Genomic DNA, 20140 nt, shown 5'->3' on the forward strand with positions numbered 1-20140 from the left:
ATCATGAGAAAAACACTAATCGCCGCTGGATTAGCAAGCTTAATGTCGACAGCTGCGCATGCTGATGTCGTCGGCCTTTATATCGGTGCTCAAATATGGGACAACGAGGCTGAAGGTATTTTTGGTGAAAGTGGCCAGCAGCGAGATTTCAATTTAGGTGACGAGCAACAGGGCAGTTACTTTATTGCGGTAGAGCACCCGATCCCTTTGATCCCTAATGTACGAATTGCCAGTACGACACTTGATACAACAGGTTCAACACAAATCACTGAGCCGTTAGAATTTGACGATCAAAATTTTGCTGCTGGTGCTCAAGTTGCCGCTAGTTTTGATGTAAGTTACATCGACTACACGCTTTATTATGAATTGTTCGACAATGGTTTATTCAGCTTTGACTTCGGTTTAACCGCGCGCGATTTTGATGGCGATGTTACGCTTAGCTCGCAAGTGACCAGCAATGATTCAAGTGGTAATCCAGTAAGCAATACCGTCGAGGGCAAAATCAATACCTCTGAAATTGTACCTATGCTGTATGCATCGACGGAAGTTGGTTTAATGTTTACTGGCCTAAGCTTATTTGCCAATGGCAACTTCTTATCGATTGATGACCATACCTTGTACGACTACCAGTTAGGTGTGAACTACGCTGTGGTGGATAACATCGCTATCGATGTTAACTTGCAAGCAGGCTATCGTTCAGTCAAATTAGAGCTTGATGATTTAGACGACCTTTATTCAGATCTAGAGTTTGATGGGGTGTTCGCAGGAGTGACCGTTCACTTCTAGTCTATTGACTAACCGATAACGTCACTTAGTTAACAAGCTAAAAAGCCTTACTCAGTAAGGCTTTTTTTGTGTCTGAATGACAGCTATTCAGCTATTTGGGCAAGTGACTTTTAATTGCAGCGTTTCAATGAGCTAGTGTAGCTCTAGCCGCTGTCGTTCACCGTTTAATTGCGCCTGCCAGAGCATTAAATTCTTTTCAAATAGCTGAGCAATTGTCTCGGTTTTTACTAGGCTGCCTAAGTCTTGGTTAAAACGAGCTAGTAGCTTGTCGCAACCTGAGTCTTTCACAAAACCAAAATGTATATAGCCGTCAACGGCAAATGGCGTTAGGGCGACGATTTCATCCTTTAAACCGCTGTTGGAAAGGTATGATATACCAGGGTAATAGCCGGTAACAAAATAGTCGGCACGGCCACGCAATACCATCTGAAAATTCTGCGCTAATCCTTTTACTTGCTGAATATTAAGGTACTGACTGGCAAAACTATCAAAGGCCTCACCATGGCTATCGCCTAAGTTGATATTACCGACTTTTCCAATCAGGCTGCGCCAGTTGGTAAATGAAAACTCTTCACCTTTTTTAACAAATACGGCAACGGGATTATTTAGTACAGGTGCGCTAGTAAAGTTCAAAAATTCACGGCGCGCCGGGGTATCTTTTAGCCCTAACAGTAAATCAGTTCGACCATGTTTTGCCATTTCCAACAAGCGCTTCCATGGTACGGGTGAGCTAACTTGATAATCGACCTGATAACGCTCTAGTAGTTGCTTTGTGATATCTATGGTAACGCCATAGAACTGACCATCATAATACCAATGGAAAGGAGGGTAGTTTTCATGGGCACTAACCGTGATTGATTGGCATGGCTCAGCTTGTGTTGTTGGCAACACCATAATACACAGCAGCAAAGCAAAAAATAATCTTACCAAATTCAATCAAAACACCTTTTACGTCTAATGTTGATGAAAAAGAGTACGGTTCGGGCACTCATGTTGTCAGGGGAGCGCATCCTAACGTATGCTGAACAAAAATTACACTGTTTTGATGTTTTTTAGAACCAGCGGTTACATATTAATACAGTCTGTTAGTGAATACCTTAATAGCCTTAAGTTATAGCCTGTGGTCGTGATTAACACAGCCACATAGTTGAATTGGTGTAAGACACAGTTAGTTGATCTTGAAGTCGTAGACTTTGGTTTTGTCTATTAGGCAATAGATGAATAATGGTTATGTTGGTTATATGAACAGCAAGTTGACGAAGTGGTTGACCTTTTCTACTTTCACCCCCTAGTATAGAAGAGCTGTTAGGATCGGCTACAGGCTAAGGACAGTAACGCTTATTCGATTTTTTGGTATAGCCTACAAAGTATTTTCACTTACTACTCGCTGGCTCCTCAATTACTGTCCGGTGTTACCTTTTCTAATTATGAAAGCTCGTGATAAGTTTTTACCGCTTAAGGAAGTAATATAGAAATGACTATTATAAATATAAAGACACTAAATGATGTCGAGTCGTTAGAGCAAGCAAATCCGGGGGCGAGTCATAGTGAATTTAATAACACTTATGACGCGATTAAACACAGTGCCGCTCAGCGTCCTGAAAAAACGGCCATTTCGTTCTTTTTACAGGGTGATGCCTACAACAATGCCCACGATATTTCTTACCAAACACTACTCAGTAAAATTACCCAATCTGCCAACTTCTTTGATTCAATTGGTCTGACTGAAAATGACGTAGTTGCGTTCTTTTTACCGAATACGCCAGAAGCGCATTATGTGATTTGGGGTGGTGAAGCAAGATGCCAAATTTTAGCCATTAACCCGCTGCTTGAGCCTAAGCAAATTGGTGATTTAATTAACTCAGTGCAAGCGAAAGCTGTGGTTACCATGAACCCAATGCACCAAATTGAATTGTGGCCTAAGCTAGAACAGCTATTGCCTGAGCTTGTTCATACTGAACATGTCATTGGTATTGATATCGCACACCACGTGACGGGGCCAATGGCGGAACCTGCACAAGCAATGCAAGCGCAAATGCGCGGCGGAATCAACCTACCAGACGGTAAAACGTACCATAACTTTACTGCGGCAATCGCTGAGCAAAATGGTGAAGCGTTAAACTTTACTCGCGAATACACTGATGAAACTATTTCATCGCTTTACTGTACAGGTGGTACTACAGGGCTACCTAAAATTGCGCGTCGTACCCATGTTAATGAATTAAGCAATGTAAAAGCGGTTCAGCAATCTAACTCGCAGATGCTTAACGAGGAAATGGTCGTACTTGGTGGTTTACCTTTATTCCACGTAAATGGCGCCTTGGTAACTGGTTTGTTACCATTTACCGTGGGTGGTACTGTGGTCATTGCAACCCCGCAAGGTTACCGCGAACCGAATGTTATTCCAAATTTCTGGGACATCGTTGAACATCACAAAGTAACAACCTTTAGTGCAGTACCAACGGTTTACTCTGCCTTGATGAACTTCCCAATTGAAGGTAAAGATTTATCGTCGTTGAAGTTCGGTATTTGTGGCGCAGCGCCAATGCCTGTTGAAACCTTCAAGTCTTTCCAAGAAACCACAGGTATTAAAATTTTGGAAGGTTACGGCTTAACCGAAGGTACTTGTGTTAGTAGTTTGAACCCATTCCACGGTGAGCAAAAAGTGGGTTCAATTGGTCTTCGTCTACCTTACCAGCAAATGAAAGCGGTAAACATTGATGGTGACAAAATCACGCGTTACTGCGATACCGACGAAATTGGTGTGTTAGCTGTTCGCGGCCCGAACGTATTTTTGGGTTATCAACTTGAGCACCAAAATAAAGGTTTATGGCTTTATGATGAAGACGGCAATCGTTGGTTAAACACCGGTGATTTAGCGCGCCAAGATGAAGAAGGTTACTTCTGGCTAACAGGTCGTAAGAAAGAGCTTATTGTTCGTGCGGGTCACAATATTGAGCCGAAATTGATCGAAGAAGCAATGTGTAAGCACCCTGCGATTAACTTAGCCGCTGCAGTTGGTAAGCCTGACTTACACGCAGGTGAAGTACCTGTTTGTTATGTTCAGGTGGAAGATCCAAGCAGTCTCGATCCAGAGGAACTGCTGAGCTTTGCTGCTGCTGAGATTTCCGAGCGAGCGGCGATTCCTAAAGCAATTCACATCGTTGAACAATTACCAGTGACTGCGGTAGGTAAAGTATTTAAGCCTCAGCTGGAAATGCAAGAAATTGACAAGTGTATTAATGCACTGGCAAGTGAGATGCTTCCGCAAACTCAGGCAAGTGTTTCAGTTGCGCAAGATCCTAAACACGGTATTTTAGCGAGTATCGAGTTAGGTGAGTGTGATGGTGAAGCGAAAGCTGCGTTTGTTAAGAAACTTGGTGAATACACCTTCAAATCATCGTGTAACTAGTACCGGTAACTAATACCGCCTGTTACGCCAAGCGGCAATATGTAGTTTGGCGTGATTTAGTTTAGCCTAGCTTGAATTAGTTTAGCTTAGCGTTACACGATAGATTACAGAGTTAAGCCCAACTGAAATCAGTTGGGCTTTTTTTTATGGCTGCCTCAATCCAATTGGTGTTAGTTCAATTGGTGCTAGTTCAATAGTAATTAGGCTTGTGGGTAAAATAGTGGCTTTAAGCCATCGAGCTTATCAAACAAGTGCCAAATGTAGTTTTTAGTGCCTTGCTCTCGGTGCGGGTGCAAATCGGCTAAGTCAGGATCATTGCAATAATGATCAAAGGCACCTTTCGACTCCCATTCTACTAAAATCATCACGGTTCTAGGCTCCATGTCGCCGACCAATGCACTGTCATATTTGCCCAGTGCTAATACTTTACCACCGTGCTTTTCTACTTCTGCTGCCGAGCGCCTTGCATATTTGAGGTATTCGTCATTATCAGCTAAATCAAATAGGTTTAGTGCATATACCGCCATGGTTAATTCCCTCTTTGTACTTATTGTTAGTCAGTTTTCTTAGTTAGTTGTTATTTAATCTAAGCCCGTAATTACTTGCTTAGAGTGCAGCTTGATGGTTTTTTATGCAAGCCTTGTATTTAATGCTATGCAAAATATTAACAACCCTTAGACAATCAAATAATTATTCACACTATGCACTTTTTAATAGTCTAAACGCGTACAACTTTATCGTTAGTGCGTATTTAATAATAAAAACAAGAACAGAATGCGCCCACTAAATACAAAATTATAACAGGGGGAACTATGGGGACTGTTGAAAACATTAATACCAACACTGAATTTGGTTATTTAGAAGAGCAGTTAGTGGCGCAAAAAGCCTCTTTTCTTCACCAGCCAATGCCTAGTGCGCAAGAGCGTATCGATAACCTAAATAAATTAAAGTCTGTGTTAATTGAGCACACTGATGAAATTGTATCAGCCATTAGCATGGATTTTAGCAATCGACCAGAGGCAGAAACTTTACTTGCCGAGATCTTTCCTTTACTTGATGCGATTGAATACAGCAAAGGGCGCGTTAAGCGCTGGATGAAGCCAAGTAAAAGAAAAACGCCATTAACCTTGCAGCCAGCTAAGGTTGAAGTGCTTTACCAACCAGTTGGTGTGGTGGGCATTGTTGTCCCGTGGAATTTCCCTGTATTCCTTGGTTTATCGCCACTTGTCTCGGCACTCGCTGCTGGTAACCGCGCGATGATTAAAATGTCAGAGTTTGCGCCGCGCACTGCCGATTTAGTGCAACGTATGCTTGAGTCAGTATTTAGCAAAGACCAAGTAGCGGTATTTACTGGTGAGGTTGATGTAAGCTCAGCTTTTACCAAGCTACCTTTTGATCATCTTGTGTTCACTGGTGCAACATCGGTTGGCAAAATCGTGATGCGCGCTGCGGCTGAGCATCTAACACCAGTCACACTTGAACTAGGTGGTAAGTCTCCGACCATTATCCACGATTCATTCCCTATTGAAGAAGCGGCACAGCGTATCGCGTTTGGTAAGGGGATGAATGCTGGTCAAATTTGTGTATCACCGGATTATATTTTTGTTCCGAGACACAAGGTTAACGCCTTCGCACAAGCGTTTGTGAAAGCAATGAGCAAGGCCTACCCAAGTATTCGCGCTAACGATGATTACACCGCCATTATTAGTGACCGCCAGCTGGTACGCTTAAAATCTTATTTAGATGATGCGAAAGAAAAAGGCGCTGAGTTAATCACGATTAACCCTGAAGATGAGACCTTCGAAGATACCCGCAAAATGCCAATGACCTTGGTACTTAATACCAATGAGTCTATGTTGGTTGAGCAGGAAGAGATCTTCGGACCAATTTTACCGATCAAAGCGTACGACGATATAGAAGAAGCCATTACCTATGTTAACGATCGTGCTCGTCCGCTAGCGCTTTACTATTTTGATTGGGATAAAGAACGTGCGGCGAAAATTCTCGCGCGCACTCATTCTGGTGGCGTTTGTTTAAATGACACCCTGAGCCATGTGATGGCAGACGATGCGCCATTTGGTGGTATTGGCCCATCTGGTATGGGTCATTATCACGGTAAAGAAGGCTTTGTGAATTTCAGTAAAGCTAAAACTGTGGTAACCAAAGGCCGCTTCGACAGCATTAAATTTATTGCTCCACCGTGGAACAACCCTGTCCACAAATTACTTACGAAAATGTTATGGTTTAAATTTAAACACTTAACTCGTTAGTCAGGAGCGATACATGAAAAAGCATACAACAAAGGCGACGGATTACGATTACGTAATCGTCGGCAGTGGCTTTGGTGGCTCAGTTAGTGCTCTAAGGTTGAGTCAAAAAGGCTACAAGGTTCTAGTGATTGAAAAAGGTCGCTGGTACAAAGATAGCACCTACGCCCATAGCGCTTGGGATTTAAAACGCTGGCTGTGGATGCCACTATTAGGCTTGCGCGGCATTATGAAAATGACCGTGCTCAAGCATATCACCGTTTACTCTGGTGTTGGCGTTGGGGGTGGTTCTCATACCTATGGCGCGACACTACCGACCCCGAAAAAAGCGTTTTTTAATACTGGCTCTTGGGCAAATTTACAAAATTGGGAAGAAGTACTTAAACCTTATTACAAAGAAGCACTGCGTATGTTGGGCGCACAAGACAACCCCAACTTCACGCAAGCTGATTTAGTGATCAAAGAACTCGCCCAAGACTTAGGCAAAGAAGATGAGTTTCACCCATCGCGTGTTGCCATATTCTTTTCCGACAAAAAAGATCATGGTTCTTTCGTCAAAGATCCTTATTTTGATGGCGAAGGGCCAGAGCGCAGAGGCTGTATAGAATGCGGAAGCTGCTTTACCGGCTGTCGGTTTAATGCCAAAAATACGCTCGACAAAAACTACCTTTACCTTGCGCAAAAGTTAGGTGCTGAGATTGTTGCCGAGCAAGAAGTGCATGATATATACCCTGCGGGTAAGAAAGATGGTAGTGAGGGCTATTTTGTCTCGTTTAAGAGCTCAAAACCCTATAGTTTTAAGAAAAATCATGTGGTACGCGCCAAAGGTGTAATTTTCTCTGGCGGCGTGCTTGGTACCGTGCCGTTGCTATTAAAACTGAAAGAAAAAGGCTCACTGGCTGGCTTGTCTGATAAAGTCGGTGACGATATTCGTACCAATAACGAGACGATCAGCACAGTAACCTCGTTCAAAGAAGATATTAACTTTGCCCAAGGGGTGTCGATTGGTTCGGTGTTACATACGGATGATCACAGTCATTTAGAGCCGATTAATTACAACGCGCAATCAACCGTAGTTAAATTCTTGCACGCCCCAAATGTTGTTGGGCGAACCATTTTAAGTCGTGCCGCCTCTTTTGTTAAGTTGATGATGACTGAGCCGAAAGAAAACTTGAAAGTCTTATTCACCAAAGACTGGAGCAAGAAGTCAATTATCTTGTTGTTTATGCAACACTTGGACAGCACCTTGTCGTTAAAGCGTGGCCTAGGTGGACGACTCACCAGTAACTTAGGTCAAGGCCCAGCGCCATCGCGTTACATCAAAGAATCAACAGCTATCACTGAAAAGATAGAAAAGATTGTTGATGGTAAATCCAGCACCGGTATTACTGAAGCGGTTTTTGGCACACCATCGACAGCCCATATTCTGGGTGGCTCTGTGATGGCGGCAAGTGCAGATGAAGGTGTTATCAATGACAAGGCAGAAGTGTTTGGCTACCACAATATGTACGTTTGTGACGGCTCGGCGATTTCTGCAAACCCTGGTGTCAATCCATCACTTAGCATCACGGCGTTAAGTGAGTGGGCAATGAGCCATGTTCCTGATAAAAACTCAGAAAAAAAAGATAGCGCTTAGCCCACCAGCAGGCGCTGATCATTAATTAATATAAAAAGAAGTAAATTACTATGGAATCAGCAATTACCTTTGCATTACTTGTTGCCCAAGGGATTATTATGTTTTCGCTTGGCATTGGCCTTGAAGTTAAAGATTTTAAGCGCGTTATCGAGCGACCCTATGTTTTCTTTGTCGCCATGCTTAGCCAAGTGGTGCTCTTACCCATACTGGCGTTTGGCACCGCGTACTTGTTTGACTTCCCACCCGTGTTTGCGGCGGGCTTAATGCTATTAAGCTTTTGCCCAGGCGGTGTGACGAGTAACATTATTTCTAAGTTATCAAAAGCCGATGTTGCTTTGTCGGTTTCGCTAACCGCTGTGGTCAGCGTCTTGGCGTTTATGACTGTGCCTGTGCTTGTTGCCATGTCGATGAAGCACTTTCTAGGTGAAGAAGCGGTGACTTTCTCACTATTTGATTTAGCGTTTGTCACCTTTCTTATCACCACAACCCCAGTGCTACTGGGCGTGCTAATTCGTCACTATAAAGAAAACATTGCCAATGCGATTCAAGGGGGCTTAGAGAAAACCGCCATCGTGCTTTGGGTGATTATTGTTGTCTTAGCGATTGCTAACTCGTTTGAGCGTTTAGTTGATAGTTTCGCGGTGATTGGCGGAGGCCTATTGTTCCTGCCATTTATCATGATGGTAATTGGTATCGTTGTCAGCCGACTGTTTGCGCTGAACAAGAAAGAAAGCAAAACCTTAGGCATTGAAACGAGTATTCAAAATGGCCCGTTAGCCATTGCTATTGCTGCGACCATTAACGATGCAGATTTAGCGATTACTGAGTTGGCGCTGCCAGCAGCGGTTTACTCGATTACCATGTACTTTGTTGCCTTGCCGTTTATCTTCATTTTTAGAAACTGGGGTGAAGAAAATAGTGTTACTGGTGCAAGTGCGGTGGCCTCGAAATAGCCAAATAAATACGAGAATATCTAATCACAAATATTCAATAAAAAACGGCGTTACTTGCTAAAAGTAACGCCGTTTTTCTATTGAATTCCTTATCCTAATTCTCACCCTAAGTGATAGCTTATAAACTCAATTTACATTGCTGGTGGCGGGAATAAGGCTTTTAAATGGCGCGTATCGTCAGGGTGCATTGCAACCATAGTACCGTCTTGCCACATACTATTGATGGCTTTATTGATGGTCTCGATAAAGGCTTCGGTTTTGTCGCTGCGATGACAAGAAACGACTAAGTAGTCGGTCGATAACACATGATCTGCGTCAAAGCTTACGCGCTCGCTATTACGTGCTGTTGCTAGCATATTTACGACCGGATACCAGCCGACAATAAGCTCAGTGCGACCAAAATGCAGCATATCAAATAGGTGTCTGTGATGGCTGGCAACAATATGGGTTGCGTTATCAAATGGCGGCATGTTCAGTGCGTTAAACATCTTAATATTGCGTACATAGCCAATATTAACATCAGCCAAGTCTTGAGCTGCTAACAGCGCCTGATTGCGCTCAAAAGTAAATTTGAATAGCAGTAAGGCAGATATGGCCTGCGAACGCACAATATCGTGTTGTTTGGTTCGATCAAAATAACGGTTAGAAGAGCCGGGCAGTATACAGTCAACCTTTTTATGATCGAACAAACTCATGGTTCTCGCCATCGGCATAACGTCATAATTTATTGTTAGGCTCGTGCGTCTAGCAATCTCTTGATAAATCTTATCCAAATAACCTTGTTTGTCGTGTTGCTGAATCTTCTCAGCGAGCACACCAGCAAATGTGATAGGCGTTTCGGCTTGGCAATATGAAGTAAATAAGCCTATTGCAAGAATTAGGGGATAAACAGCTCGTTTCATTCTACTCCTACAACATGTTAAAGGCTAAATAGCTTGAAAATTACGGGTTAACTGCCTAATTCCGTTGGCTATTTATTCTTAAATAATTTGTATGAGAGAAATTATAGCTGCAATTTGTCGCCTTACTTTGATCAAGGCAGGCTAATGAGCAGAAATTTCTAATAACAACATTAGGATTGAAACAAAAAGCTTTTCAATACAGGTACTAATGTTTAAAAAATAGTGTTTTCCAGCTGTACTAATATTGCACAAAGTATCACAGCATTGCCATAAAGCAAAGCTGGAAAATCTTAGTATTATGCGCTGCTTCGTTCTAAATTAACGGCTAAACATAATAAATTAGAGAAGTGTTAGTTGTGGCTAAGCGTGCTCTTTTTGCAGCCACTCACAAAGTGCTTCTTCACCTGGCTCTGGTAAAATTTCACCACCTTCCATTACCCATTGGGCAGGTACTTCGTGCAATGAAAGATCAATTTCATAAGGCGTTAATTCAAGTAAATTAGCAATGCGCTGTGTCATATCTGCTGATAGCGTATCGTTCATGTCCGGCGTTCGACCTTTTCGTACAGCACCTAAGACGTTAACGGTCGCGCGCGGCTGTAAAACAGCGTTGTGTGCAAATGTTACATTCACAAAGGTTTCTGGCGCACCGGTAATACCACAATGAACATCCATAATTAACACGGCTAGCTTTTCTCTAGTCGCTTCCGGTAGCGGGTTTTTCGTTGACACGGTATAAAGTGGCATAGTGTTATCCCTCAAATATTTAGTATTACTATTAAAATTGTAGATGGATTAAAGGTCTGTGCTAGTGGTCAGATAACCTTTTTTGAAATAACCAACAATTAAGCGCAACATCATTTTCAGCTTAGTTTTCTTACGTACCTTTTCATCAACACGTGCATCAAAGGCTTCGTGCATTCGTTCGTACTCTGACATGTCTGGCGATACTAGGATGATTTCATTCTTGCTACAGCCAGTAATATGTTGCCACTTCGCGCAAATCTCGCTCATAAATGGATGACGTTTGTCAGCTGGCATACCATCTTCTACTGGTAACTGTACGGTTGATGCACAAGACAGCTTACCTGCTATGTATGATTGACGATAAGGCAAGTCTAACCAAGCAAATACTAGGCGATAGTCAGCACCAAAATGGGCTTTATAAGTACTCGAGATTACTGCCTCAAGCTGCTTAATATTGTTATAGCCAAGTGAACCTTCTTGTATTGAGCAAATTACTCGAACCGTTTTCATTTACAAATCCACCTAAAACAAATCAATGTCTAAATTACTGTTTGATTACATCATAGGTAAGGAAGCTTAATTTCGAACAGTGAAAAAATTTACTCACCCTTAATAATTTATCGAATATAAGCTTTTGATATATGGATATTTCATAGAGTAATAACTCTAAAAATAACTCCAAAAATAATGAAAAACTTAGCCATTCAAAATTTTCATAACGTAGCAAAAATAAGTTCATTACCTTGACTAAATTTTATTAAGTACTATCGTGGCACGTTAAACCCCAAGATAAGATGGATTTAAGATGTCAAACACTCCACTATCAGAAGAGCTTAAACTACGTTCAGGTTCTGTTCTTAAAAACCGAATTTGTAAGTCTGCAATGAATGAAGCCATGGCAACTGGCGATGGCCGAGTAGTAAGACAGTTTGAAGTCTTATACCGTACTTGGGCAGAAGGTGGTTCAGGTTTATTAGTAACTGGTAACGTTATGGTTGATAAGCGCCATGCTAACGAACCATTAGCGGTTGCTGTTGAAGATGAGCGAGACATGCATTTATTAGAGCTTTGGGCTCGTGGTGCAAAATCAAAAGGCGGCCAAATTTGGGCACAGCTAAACCACCCAGGTAAGCAATCACCTAAATTCTTAAACGGTCACCCTGTAGCACCATCTGCTGTGCCACTAGCTAGCGATATGTTCTTCCCACCGCGTGAGCTAACAGAAGAAGAAATCTTAGATATTATCGAGCGTTTTGCTAACACAGCGAGCATTTTAGAAAAAGCTGGTTTCGATGGTGTTCAGCTACACGGTGCACACGGTTACCTTATTAGCCAATTCTTATCACCAAATCACAACAAACGTGAAGATAAGTGGGGCGGTAGCTTAGAAAACAGAATGCGTTTCGTTACTGAAGTGTACAAAGCCATTCGCGCTAAGCTAGGTCAAAACTTTGCTGTTGGTATCAAACTAAACTCTTCAGACTTCCAAAAAGGTGGTTTTACGCAAGAAGAGTCAATTGAAGTATGTAAATGCTTAGATGAGCTTGGTATCGACATGATTGAAATTTCAGGTGGTAGCTGGGAGAACCCAGTAAACCGTAAAGGTAACCTGAAAGAGAGCACGAAAAAGCGTGAAGCTTACTTCTTAGAGTTTGCTGAGCAATTAAAAGAAAACGTTTCTGCGCCAATTATGGTAACGGGTGGTTTCAGAAGCCAGACAGCTATGGAAGAAGCGGTTAATTCTGGTGCGGTTGACGTAGTAGGTATTGCACGCCCATTAGCAGTTGACCCTGATTTAGCCAACAAAGTACTTAACGGCCAAGGTTTTGTTTCAACGGTTCAGCCAATCACCACGGGTATCAAGAAAATTGATCAAATGGCGATTATGGAAATTAGCTGGTACACCGATAACATTCGCCGTATGGGCGATGGCAAAAGTCCAAAGACCAAAGTACGCGGAATTTGGTCAGTGATCGCGGTATTGTTTAACTTCTGGAAACGTGGTCAAACCGTTAAGCGCGTTCGCGCTTAGTAGGAATAAAGCGAATAAAGCGCCTACTAAACCTTTAAAAAAGCAGTCAGAAAATGGGCAAAAGGTATTAAACCTTTTGCCCATTTTGCTATTTACAACATTTAATTTTTTAAATTTTCGGCAGTTTACCTGCTCCAACCTAGTGATCACTCGCCATTGATGTAGCGCAAACATTACTCGCTATAGCGCAAGCTTATATACGTTATTCCTATACATTCTATTAACCACATACTATGCTAGCGGGCACAAAAAATTATATACAACAGGCATTTGATGTGATCGATATTTCAGATATCCACATGATCAAGGTGATCAGTGAGGTTGGTAGTATCAATAAAGCTGCTGAATTATTGAGTGTTTCACAACCCACGTTAAGCAAAAAAGTTAGCCGCCTAGAGCAAAAAATTAATATGGAATTGTTCTTCCGCGACAGCGCTGGCATGATCCCAACAGAAACGGCTCGCCTACTGTTAAGAAAGGGCGATGAGCTGAAAAGTCAGCTTGATATTATCGAGCGTCAGCTGGAACTAATGGCCAATTTAGTCGGCGGCACCGTGCGCGTTGGTGTTGGCCCAATCATTGAACAAGATATTTTACCTAAAGCACTATTAGACTTTGCCGAACAAGACTATAAATTTAAGATCTCAGTCGTCACCATGTCGTCTGAAGGTTTACTCGACGCGTTAAAGAAAAGCCAAATTGATATTGCGATTGGGCCGTTTGCTGCAAACGATGTACCGAACGAATTCATTACGCCGTTTATGAATTACGACAAGCTAGTTGCTGCTGTTCGCAAAGATCATGAGCTCGCGAAAGAGAAGAATGTCAGCCTAGAAGTGCTGATGAAATACAAATCCATCACGCCAAATATCCCGAAAAGCCTAGGCAGCCAAGTGACGGATCTACTGCGTGGTCGTCCGCTAGATCCGATGATCATTTGCGACAATTACAACATGGCTAAAACCATAGTCGCTAATTCTGATTACGTCACGGCTGGCCCAGAGACCTTATTCCATAAAGAGTTTGCTAGCGGTGAGTTAGTGAAACTCGACTTTCAAACAGAAGTCTTTTGGCAATGTCGCTGCCTATTAAAACCAGAGAATTTATTAATTCCTGTCGTGAAAGAAGTGGTCGAATTATTCTCGCAATATATGTTAGCCGAAGGTGGTGATGACAGCTAGCTGTTGCCTGTAAACGCTCTAGCCGAGTGAGTTTTGCTTGGCTAGTTCACTCCATACTTATCAAAAAATTTTATAGCTGTTGTGAAATAAATTTATTATTCAGAGTCATGAATTTCGCATAGCATCCCCGCGTGGAATTTATGGCAAGGATCGGTCTTTTCTTCGCCATCTTTATCAGAATTTACCCAATACCCAACTGGTATGGCTTCATTACTCAGTGAAGCTGGGGTAGAATGCTCCGCTTTTTGGCGTCGTATGTTGAAGTTTTTTAGTTGTATCGCATACTTTTTCTCTCAGTGAAAGCTAGGATTTTTCTGGCTTGCAGTACACATATCTCTTCTTTTCAAGCATTTCGCTAAATCAATCGTTAAGCAAGGTGAGCCGCTAGTTATCTAGCGTGTGAATGGACTGTTTGCGACTCTAACGAGTACTTTGCTTTTCAATGAGGTTGCCGCCTATAGGTTTACGCAACCATTAGAAAACACGAAAGAGTTATTATTAAATAAATGAAAACCAAATCTTTTAAATTAAATCTTATTGCAGCGGGCTTACAAGTTGGAGCCGTTTTATTATCTACTTCTGCAACAGCAGCAGGTTTCTACCTGCACGAGCACAGTGCTAACGGCTTAGGCCGTGCATTCGCTGGTCAAGCAGCACTTGCTGAAAATGCGACAGTGTTATACTCAAACGCTGCCGCGATTACTGAATTCGACAAGGCTCAATTAAGTGCCTTTGCTAGCTACATTGACCCAGGTATTGATATTGACGGCACAGTAACTGTAGGTACTGCCGCGGGTACAGTGACTCACGACGCATCACATGATGACGTTAGCCCAAGTGCAGTGGTTCCTGCATTTTTCTACGTTCAGCCACTAAACGACAAATGGTCTGCGGGTTTAGGTGTATTTGCTAACTTCGGTTTATCAACTGACTTTGATTCAGATTTCAACGCGTTACACTTCGGTGACAGAGCTGAAATCACGAGCTTAGGCATCAACCCAACTATCGCTTATCAAGTGTCAGAAGAGTTAAGCTTAGGCTTAGGTGTTACAGCAAGCTTTGTTGAAGCGGAATTAGGCTCTGCTGTTTCTAACGTTATTTCTGACGCGGTTGGCGGTTTAGTACCAGCTGGTGCTCAAATTGCGCAAATGGAAGGTGATGACTGGGGCTACAGCTGGAATGTTGGTGTACTTTGGAAGCCAACAAGCTCAACTAACATTGGTTTAAGCTACCGCTCAGAAACTAAGTTAGAAGTTTCAGGTGACTTATCATCACAAGTGATTGCAAGTGCAAACCAGTCGGGTACGGTTGACCTAGATTTACCAGCAATTGCTGAATTTGCAATTAGCCAACAGATTACTGACGCGCTATCAATTCAAGCAAGTGCTAACTGGTTTGGTTGGAGCAGCTTTGATGTATTAGAAGCGGATTTAGCTGACGGTACTATTTTCCCAATTGCTGAAGAGCACTTTGAAAATAACTGGAAACTAAGCTTAGGTGCAACTTACGAATTATCTGACGCATGGACAGTTCGTGCAGGTTACGCGTACGACGAAGGTGCAGCGACAACTGAGCATCGCACACTAAACATTCCAGATACTGATCGTCAATGGTTCAGTGCTGGTGCGACTTACACAATGGATGAGTCAACGACAATCGATTTCTCTTTATTGAAGGTTTACGGTCGTGAAGTTAGCCTTTCAGAATCTCGTGCCGTTGGCCCGATCAGTTCAGAACTGAATGCTACGCAAAGCTCAAATGCAACTATCCTAAGTGCGCAAGTTAACTACTCGTTTTAATTAGCACTTTGAAAATAGGCTAAAGTACTAGTCGATCAAAAGTCGAGTGCTATTGTAGCGATAGAAGCTAGAAAGCAGACAAATTACTATGTCGGTTTTCTAGCTTTTTTATTGCGTTTTTATCGGTTTATGCGAACTACTCGCAACGATAAGTCAGACTAATTTATCCCAAAAACCGACAGCTTCGCTGACTTGTTGATGAGCGCTTGTCAGTTAGAATCTGCCACCAATAGTGTCAGCTTCTTGATCCAGTAAGTCTACTACCATCTCTTGGCAATCTTGCTTTGTTAACAATCCACCGTGACTAATCCACTCTAAATCAATGACTTCAGTGCCAGGCAAATGACTGAAGGTATATGGGTAAACGATTAAGTCTTGTTTCGAGGCGATTGTGAACACTTTTGTATTGGGAATAAGCGCTTCAAAACTCGGTAAACTCTTAATAAAATTACCTTTGCTATAAAACATTTTTCTCGTCCATTTAAGCGCAAAACGGGTAACACTAGCGGTGCCTAGATGTGGGCTACCTAAGGTGATGATTAGGCCAATGTGAGGGGCAAGCTCAGGGTGGCGTTGCAGTACTAAACGGGTGATCAAACCTCCCATGGAATGGGCGACCACAACTATCTTGCGATTAGGGTCAATTCGAATGATTTCTTGAATGGCTTGGGCATAACGTTCGACATAAACCTGCGGAGCAATGTAGGGCTTGCCCATATCAATCGCCCAAGAATCAAAGCCTTGTGCTGACAGCGTTTGGCGCAAGCCATAAAAACAGCTGCCATTCATGTAAAAACCATGCACACATAAAATATAAGGGCGGTGATCTTTACTGATTTTGATCGGATCTTTTTTGTCGCGCTTGGATATTGCCCACCATACAATCTTGGCAGAGCTGGTAATCGCTTCGAGATGAATTCGCCAAAAGCCTTGCAGTGTTAATTTCGGATAACTGATGCCTAATCGCTGATGAGCGTATGCTGAGCGAAAGCACAAGGCCAGAATAATAATGCAGGCTAGCAGGTAAATACTGAGTAGATAAAATAACACACTGCTCATCAGTGGCTGACTTCCTTCTTAGTTAAGGTAATATTTAATCAATGCGATAGCGTGACTGCTGCGCCAAGGCGATATTGTCACGCTAGTGATTTGATTATACTCGTAAACTAGAAAGTCAGCCGCACCACGTGTGTAATTAGTTTGTTTAGTGGGTAACTTATTTTACAGTTACGACAAACGCTCAGCTATTTCTGCTACGGTTTCTTTACCAAAGAACAATTCGTCTCCAATATAAAAACTCGGCGCGCCAAAGCTGCCTTTGTCTACTGAATATTGCGTATTTGCTGCCAGCTTTTGCTTAATTTCATCGCTTTGGCACAGCGTCATAATCTCATCGGCTGGCAAATCGGCGGCAGACAGTACCTCTATCAATACTTGTGCGTCGTCCATTTTTAAGCCTTGTCGCCACATACCATCGAACATGGTATTAACGTACTTCTCAAATACCTGCTCGCCAAGGCTTTGCGCAGCAATTGCACCACGCATAATCATCAGTGTATTAACTGGAAAATGCGGGTTCAGTTTAAACTTATCGGCTAGCTGATAACGGGTTAAAAATCGACGTAACTCGGCTTGCATATAGGCAAACTTGTTCTTTATTTTCTGGTTCGCCAGAAACGGTGACGTATTGCCTGTTGTTTTAAAAATGCCGCCAAGTAGTACAGGTACGTAATCAAAATTAACTGCTTTTTTCTGTGTTAATTCTTGCACTAAAAGGTGGGCTAAGTAGGCATTAGGGCTACCAAAATCAAAGTGAAACTCGACGTTTGTGGTCATAAGTTGCTCCTTGCTTACCATTTTTCTGCATATGGGCGAATATCAAGCTCGAAGGTCCATGCATCGCGAGATTGCTGATGCAACTGCCAGTATGCTTGTGCGACTGATTCGGGCTTCATTAAACCGTCTTCTGGCAGTGAACTCTCGTCAATACCGCGCTCTTTCATCAACTGATGCACCCATTCTGTATCTACACCGGCATCAATGACCAAGTGAGCAACGTGAATATTTTGTGGACCCAACTCACGTGCCATGGCTTGTGCAAGCGAGCGCAGACCTGCCTTAGCACTAGAAAACGCGCCAAACCCTGCATTGCCTTTTACACTGGCAGTCGCTCCTGTGAAAAAGATTGACCCGCGTTTTCTTGGCACCATATATTTAGCCGCTTCACGCCCATTTAAAAAACCAGCAAAGCAGGCCATTTCCCAAACTTTGTGGAATACACGTGAAGTGGTTTCTAGAATGGGGAACTGAACATTGGCGCCAACGTTAAAGATCATCACGTCAATTTCGCCCACGGTATTTTCGATGTCAGCAAATACTTGCTCAACATTGGCTTCGTCGCGAGCATCTAACGCAAAGGCTTTTGCTTTGCCTCCGAGTTCACTTATTTCATCGACGAGTGGCTGTAGTTTTTCTACTTTTCTGCGCCCTAAACTTACGAGGTAACCTTCTTGGGCGAATCGTTTCGCAATCGCACTACCAATATAGTCGCCGGCCCCGACAATTAGCGCGACTTTTTCTGCTGTTGATGACATTACACCTTACTCCTGTTGTTGCCTTTTCTTGTTGTTACTTTTTCATCGTTCCTTGCCGTGCCAGCACCTGCTTAGAAAAATTTTTTTAACGATAATTTTAGCTCTTAAAAAGTGAGCAAGTCATTGGCACGGTTTAAGTATTACTTGTTTGTTTGAAAAATAGCTATTCCATTTTTTGATCGGGGTTAATAAATTTCACTTGCGTTTTTTTTGTTCACAGGTTTAGATAGAGAAAACTGAGTAATTACTCAAATTTCTAGTGTAAGCGCTTAGCTCTCAATATAGAACTAACACATAAAGTGCTGACATTTGGTTCATACGAAAAGCGTGTAGAGAACCCATTAGTGCAAAAGTCAAAGCAATAACATACTGAGCTTTGACAATTTCACTTATAAAAATACCTGATTTGTAATGGAAAATTTAGGTGAGTTAGCGAGTACACCAAGCTGTGCACGTTAAGGCATCGAAACAGAGTTGTTAATAATTCAAATACCGACTTGATACAATGGAGAATAGGTGTGCGTTCAACAATTAATAAATATGCGATTAAGTGTCTTTCGACATTTTTCCCAACGAAAAAGCCAACGCTATTTCAAGGGCTGGGAGCAACGGCTAAGTTAACGGAATTAATGGTGGTCAATGGTCACAAAAGGCCACTCATAATTGTTGATGGTTTTCTTAATGCCAATGGCGCGATAAAAAGTACCGTTGAAAGCTTCACGCAGGCGGGCTGCGAAGTCTCTGTATTTGACGAAGTTGCGGCAAATCCAACCTTTAAAATTGTTGAAGATTGCCTCAGTTTAGCGATAGCCAATAAATGTGACAGCGTGTTGGTTGTCGGCGGTGGTTCGGCGATTGATACGGCGAAAGTGGTGAGTGCGGCGCTAACCAATGGCGCGGTGTCGAGCAAGCTGATTGGCATGCTAAAAGTCAAAAATCCTCCGTTACCACTTTATGCGGTGCCAAGTACATCAGGTACGGGCTCTGAAGTTACTGCAATCGCAGTTATCTCTGATACCAGCACTCATAAAAAACAGTTTTTTATTGACCCTAAATACGTGCCTGTGTCGGCTGCGTTAGACCCTAAGTTAATCGCGAGCTTGCCGCCAGAAATGACGTCTACAACGGGTATGGACGCTTTAACACATGCCATTGAGGCTTATACTTCAACGGTAAAATTTAGCGATGCGGAGCGCGATGCGGTTTCTGCGATTCGATTGTTGGTGAAGTATTTACCTATTGCTTACCAAGACGGTAGCGACTTACATGCCAGAGAAATGGTGGCACTAGGTTCATTTCTAGCAGGCTATGCCTTTAGTAAAACCGGTCTTGGCTATGTGCATGCTATCTCTCATCAAATTAGCGCGCATTACAATACCCCGCATGGCCTAGCCAATGCCGTGATATTGCCGAAAGTACTGCGTTACAACCAAAGTGTTTGCCAATCTCGCTTTGCTGAATTAGAACGCGCTTTAGCAACACAGCCAAAGTCTTTAGATGAAAAAGTGCTTGCTGCAGATTTTATCAAGCGTATTGATCAACTATCAGAAGAAGTGCAAATTCCGGCAACATTGGAAGGCTTAAAAGATAGTGATTTTGATGCAATTGCGCGCGATGCGTTATCTGAGGCAAAAGAGTCTTATGCTGTGCCGAAAGTGATGAAAGCATCAAACGTGAAAACGATTCTGCAAGCCATTGTGAATGGCGAGCGAAATGTTGTTTTTGCCTAGCGTTTAGCTCAATAGCGCAACATGCTGCACCAATGCATTTGCGTAAACAAAAGATAAGCCCGTGAATCAAAGTCGGTTGATTCACGGGCTTTTTTATATCA

General features: G+C 42.6%; 17 protein-coding genes. 9 read left to right on the plus strand and 8 right to left on the minus strand.

What is annotated here, in order from left to right; translation table 11 throughout:
- The first annotated feature begins 3 nt into the window (after window positions 1-3).
- Window positions 4-786 (plus strand): TIGR04219 family outer membrane beta-barrel protein, encoded by a 783-nt coding sequence (locus ACSLUR_RS00960; RefSeq protein WP_448550978.1) that lies wholly within the window; start codon window positions 4-6, stop codon window positions 784-786.
- A 132-nt stretch (window positions 787-918) separates the two neighbouring features.
- Here ACSLUR_RS00960 and ACSLUR_RS00965 read toward each other — a convergent pair whose 3' ends face one another.
- Window positions 919-1722, minus strand: a complete 804-nt coding sequence (locus ACSLUR_RS00965) for a substrate-binding periplasmic protein (RefSeq protein WP_448550980.1) — start codon at window positions 1720-1722, stop codon at window positions 919-921.
- A 538-nt stretch (window positions 1723-2260) separates the two neighbouring features.
- On the opposite strand from ACSLUR_RS00965, the gene ACSLUR_RS00970 reads away from it, so the two are divergent.
- Window positions 2261-4198, plus strand: coding sequence for an acyl-CoA synthetase (locus tag ACSLUR_RS00970; protein ID WP_448550982.1), 1938 nt, complete (start codon window positions 2261-2263; stop codon window positions 4196-4198).
- 200 nt (window positions 4199-4398) lie between these two features.
- Here the strand turns inward: ACSLUR_RS00970 and ACSLUR_RS00975 are convergent, their stop codons facing one another.
- Complete coding sequence (locus tag ACSLUR_RS00975) at window positions 4399-4725, minus strand: DUF1330 domain-containing protein (protein WP_448550984.1); 327 nt, start codon at window positions 4723-4725, stop codon at window positions 4399-4401.
- Between the two features lie 303 nt (window positions 4726-5028).
- Between ACSLUR_RS00975 and ACSLUR_RS00980 the strand changes: the two genes are divergently transcribed.
- Genes ACSLUR_RS00980 through ACSLUR_RS00990 form a run of 3 tightly spaced genes read left to right on the plus strand, consistent with a single transcriptional unit; the run spans window position 5029 to window position 9054 of the window.
- Window positions 5029-6468 (plus strand): coniferyl aldehyde dehydrogenase, encoded by a 1440-nt coding sequence (locus tag ACSLUR_RS00980; protein WP_448552951.1) that lies wholly within the window; start codon window positions 5029-5031, stop codon window positions 6466-6468.
- A gap of 13 nt (window positions 6469-6481) precedes the next feature.
- Window positions 6482-8101 carry a GMC oxidoreductase gene (locus tag ACSLUR_RS00985; RefSeq protein WP_448550986.1) on the plus strand — a complete coding sequence of 540 codons (1620 nt, stop codon included), beginning with the start codon at window positions 6482-6484 and terminating at the stop codon, window positions 8099-8101.
- A gap of 50 nt (window positions 8102-8151) precedes the next feature.
- Entirely contained in the window at window positions 8152-9054 is a 903-nt protein-coding gene (locus ACSLUR_RS00990; protein WP_448550988.1) for a bile acid:sodium symporter family protein, read from the plus strand.
- A gap of 131 nt (window positions 9055-9185) precedes the next feature.
- Here ACSLUR_RS00990 and ACSLUR_RS00995 read toward each other — a convergent pair whose 3' ends face one another.
- The 3 genes from ACSLUR_RS00995 to ACSLUR_RS01005 form a co-directional block, all read right to left on the minus strand.
- On the minus strand, window positions 9186-9956 hold the full coding sequence (locus ACSLUR_RS00995; protein WP_448550990.1) for a transporter substrate-binding domain-containing protein: 771 nt from the start codon (window positions 9954-9956) through the stop codon (window positions 9186-9188).
- A gap of 360 nt (window positions 9957-10316) precedes the next feature.
- Entirely contained in the window at window positions 10317-10703 is a 387-nt protein-coding gene (locus ACSLUR_RS01000) for a tautomerase family protein (protein ID WP_115998946.1), read from the minus strand.
- Between the two features lie 48 nt (window positions 10704-10751).
- Entirely contained in the window at window positions 10752-11213 is a 462-nt protein-coding gene (locus tag ACSLUR_RS01005) for a hypothetical protein (RefSeq protein ID WP_115998947.1), read from the minus strand.
- A 295-nt stretch (window positions 11214-11508) separates the two neighbouring features.
- On the opposite strand from ACSLUR_RS01005, the gene ACSLUR_RS01010 reads away from it, so the two are divergent.
- The 3 genes from ACSLUR_RS01010 (at window position 11509) to ACSLUR_RS01020 (ending at window position 15715) form a co-directional block, all read left to right on the plus strand.
- On the plus strand, window positions 11509-12735 hold the full coding sequence (locus tag ACSLUR_RS01010) for an NADH:flavin oxidoreductase/NADH oxidase family protein (RefSeq protein ID WP_448550993.1): 1227 nt from the start codon (window positions 11509-11511) through the stop codon (window positions 12733-12735).
- Between the two features lie 275 nt (window positions 12736-13010).
- Window positions 13011-13916: a LysR family transcriptional regulator gene (locus ACSLUR_RS01015; protein ID WP_181901521.1), complete on the plus strand. Its 906-nt coding sequence runs from the start codon at window positions 13011-13013 to the stop codon at window positions 13914-13916.
- 506 nt (window positions 13917-14422) lie between these two features.
- Window positions 14423-15715, plus strand: a complete 1293-nt coding sequence (locus tag ACSLUR_RS01020; protein ID WP_448550996.1) for an OmpP1/FadL family transporter — start codon at window positions 14423-14425, stop codon at window positions 15713-15715.
- Between the two features lie 213 nt (window positions 15716-15928).
- Here ACSLUR_RS01020 and ACSLUR_RS01025 read toward each other — a convergent pair whose 3' ends face one another.
- The 3 genes from ACSLUR_RS01025 to ACSLUR_RS01035 form a co-directional block, all read right to left on the minus strand.
- Complete coding sequence (locus tag ACSLUR_RS01025; RefSeq protein WP_448550998.1) at window positions 15929-16774, minus strand: esterase/lipase family protein; 846 nt, start codon at window positions 16772-16774, stop codon at window positions 15929-15931.
- Between the two features lie 168 nt (window positions 16775-16942).
- Window positions 16943-17551 (minus strand): 2-hydroxychromene-2-carboxylate isomerase, encoded by a 609-nt coding sequence (locus tag ACSLUR_RS01030; protein ID WP_116002266.1) that lies wholly within the window; start codon window positions 17549-17551, stop codon window positions 16943-16945.
- Between the two features lie 14 nt (window positions 17552-17565).
- A complete protein-coding gene (locus ACSLUR_RS01035) occupies window positions 17566-18309 on the minus strand; it encodes an SDR family oxidoreductase (protein WP_448551001.1) in 744 nt (247 codons plus the stop codon).
- A gap of 518 nt (window positions 18310-18827) precedes the next feature.
- Here ACSLUR_RS01035 and ACSLUR_RS01040 point away from each other — a divergent pair.
- Window positions 18828-20039 carry an iron-containing alcohol dehydrogenase gene (locus tag ACSLUR_RS01040; protein WP_448551003.1) on the plus strand — a complete coding sequence of 404 codons (1212 nt, stop codon included), beginning with the start codon at window positions 18828-18830 and terminating at the stop codon, window positions 20037-20039.
- Window positions 20040-20140: the final 101 nt, after the last annotated feature.

The organism is Thalassotalea montiporae (genome assembly GCF_053485855.1).

Bases quoted from the DNA above. Each gene is read 5' to 3' on its own strand.
- ACSLUR_RS00960 (WP_448550978.1), top strand. From the start codon at position 4: ATGAGAAAAACACTAATCGCCGCTGGATTAGCAAGCTTAATGTCGACA.
- ACSLUR_RS00970 (WP_448550982.1), top strand. From the start codon at position 2,261: ATGACTATTATAAATATAAAGACACTAAATGATGTCGAGTCGTTAGAG.
- ACSLUR_RS00975 (WP_448550984.1), bottom strand. From the start codon at position 4,725: ATGGCGGTATATGCACTAAACCTATTTGATTTAGCTGATAATGACGAA.
- ACSLUR_RS00985 (WP_448550986.1), top strand. From the start codon at position 6,482: ATGAAAAAGCATACAACAAAGGCGACGGATTACGATTACGTAATCGTC.
- ACSLUR_RS00990 (WP_448550988.1), top strand. From the start codon at position 8,152: ATGGAATCAGCAATTACCTTTGCATTACTTGTTGCCCAAGGGATTATT.
- ACSLUR_RS00995 (WP_448550990.1), bottom strand. From the start codon at position 9,956: ATGAAACGAGCTGTTTATCCCCTAATTCTTGCAATAGGCTTATTTACT.
- ACSLUR_RS01000 (WP_115998946.1), bottom strand. From the start codon at position 10,703: ATGCCACTTTATACCGTGTCAACGAAAAACCCGCTACCGGAAGCGACT.
- ACSLUR_RS01005 (WP_115998947.1), bottom strand. From the start codon at position 11,213: ATGAAAACGGTTCGAGTAATTTGCTCAATACAAGAAGGTTCACTTGGC.
- ACSLUR_RS01010 (WP_448550993.1), top strand. From the start codon at position 11,509: ATGTCAAACACTCCACTATCAGAAGAGCTTAAACTACGTTCAGGTTCT.
- ACSLUR_RS01020 (WP_448550996.1), top strand. From the start codon at position 14,423: ATGAAAACCAAATCTTTTAAATTAAATCTTATTGCAGCGGGCTTACAA.
- ACSLUR_RS01025 (WP_448550998.1), bottom strand. From the start codon at position 16,774: ATGAGCAGTGTGTTATTTTATCTACTCAGTATTTACCTGCTAGCCTGC.
- ACSLUR_RS01030 (WP_116002266.1), bottom strand. From the start codon at position 17,551: ATGACCACAAACGTCGAGTTTCACTTTGATTTTGGTAGCCCTAATGCC.
- ACSLUR_RS01035 (WP_448551001.1), bottom strand. From the start codon at position 18,309: ATGTCATCAACAGCAGAAAAAGTCGCGCTAATTGTCGGGGCCGGCGAC.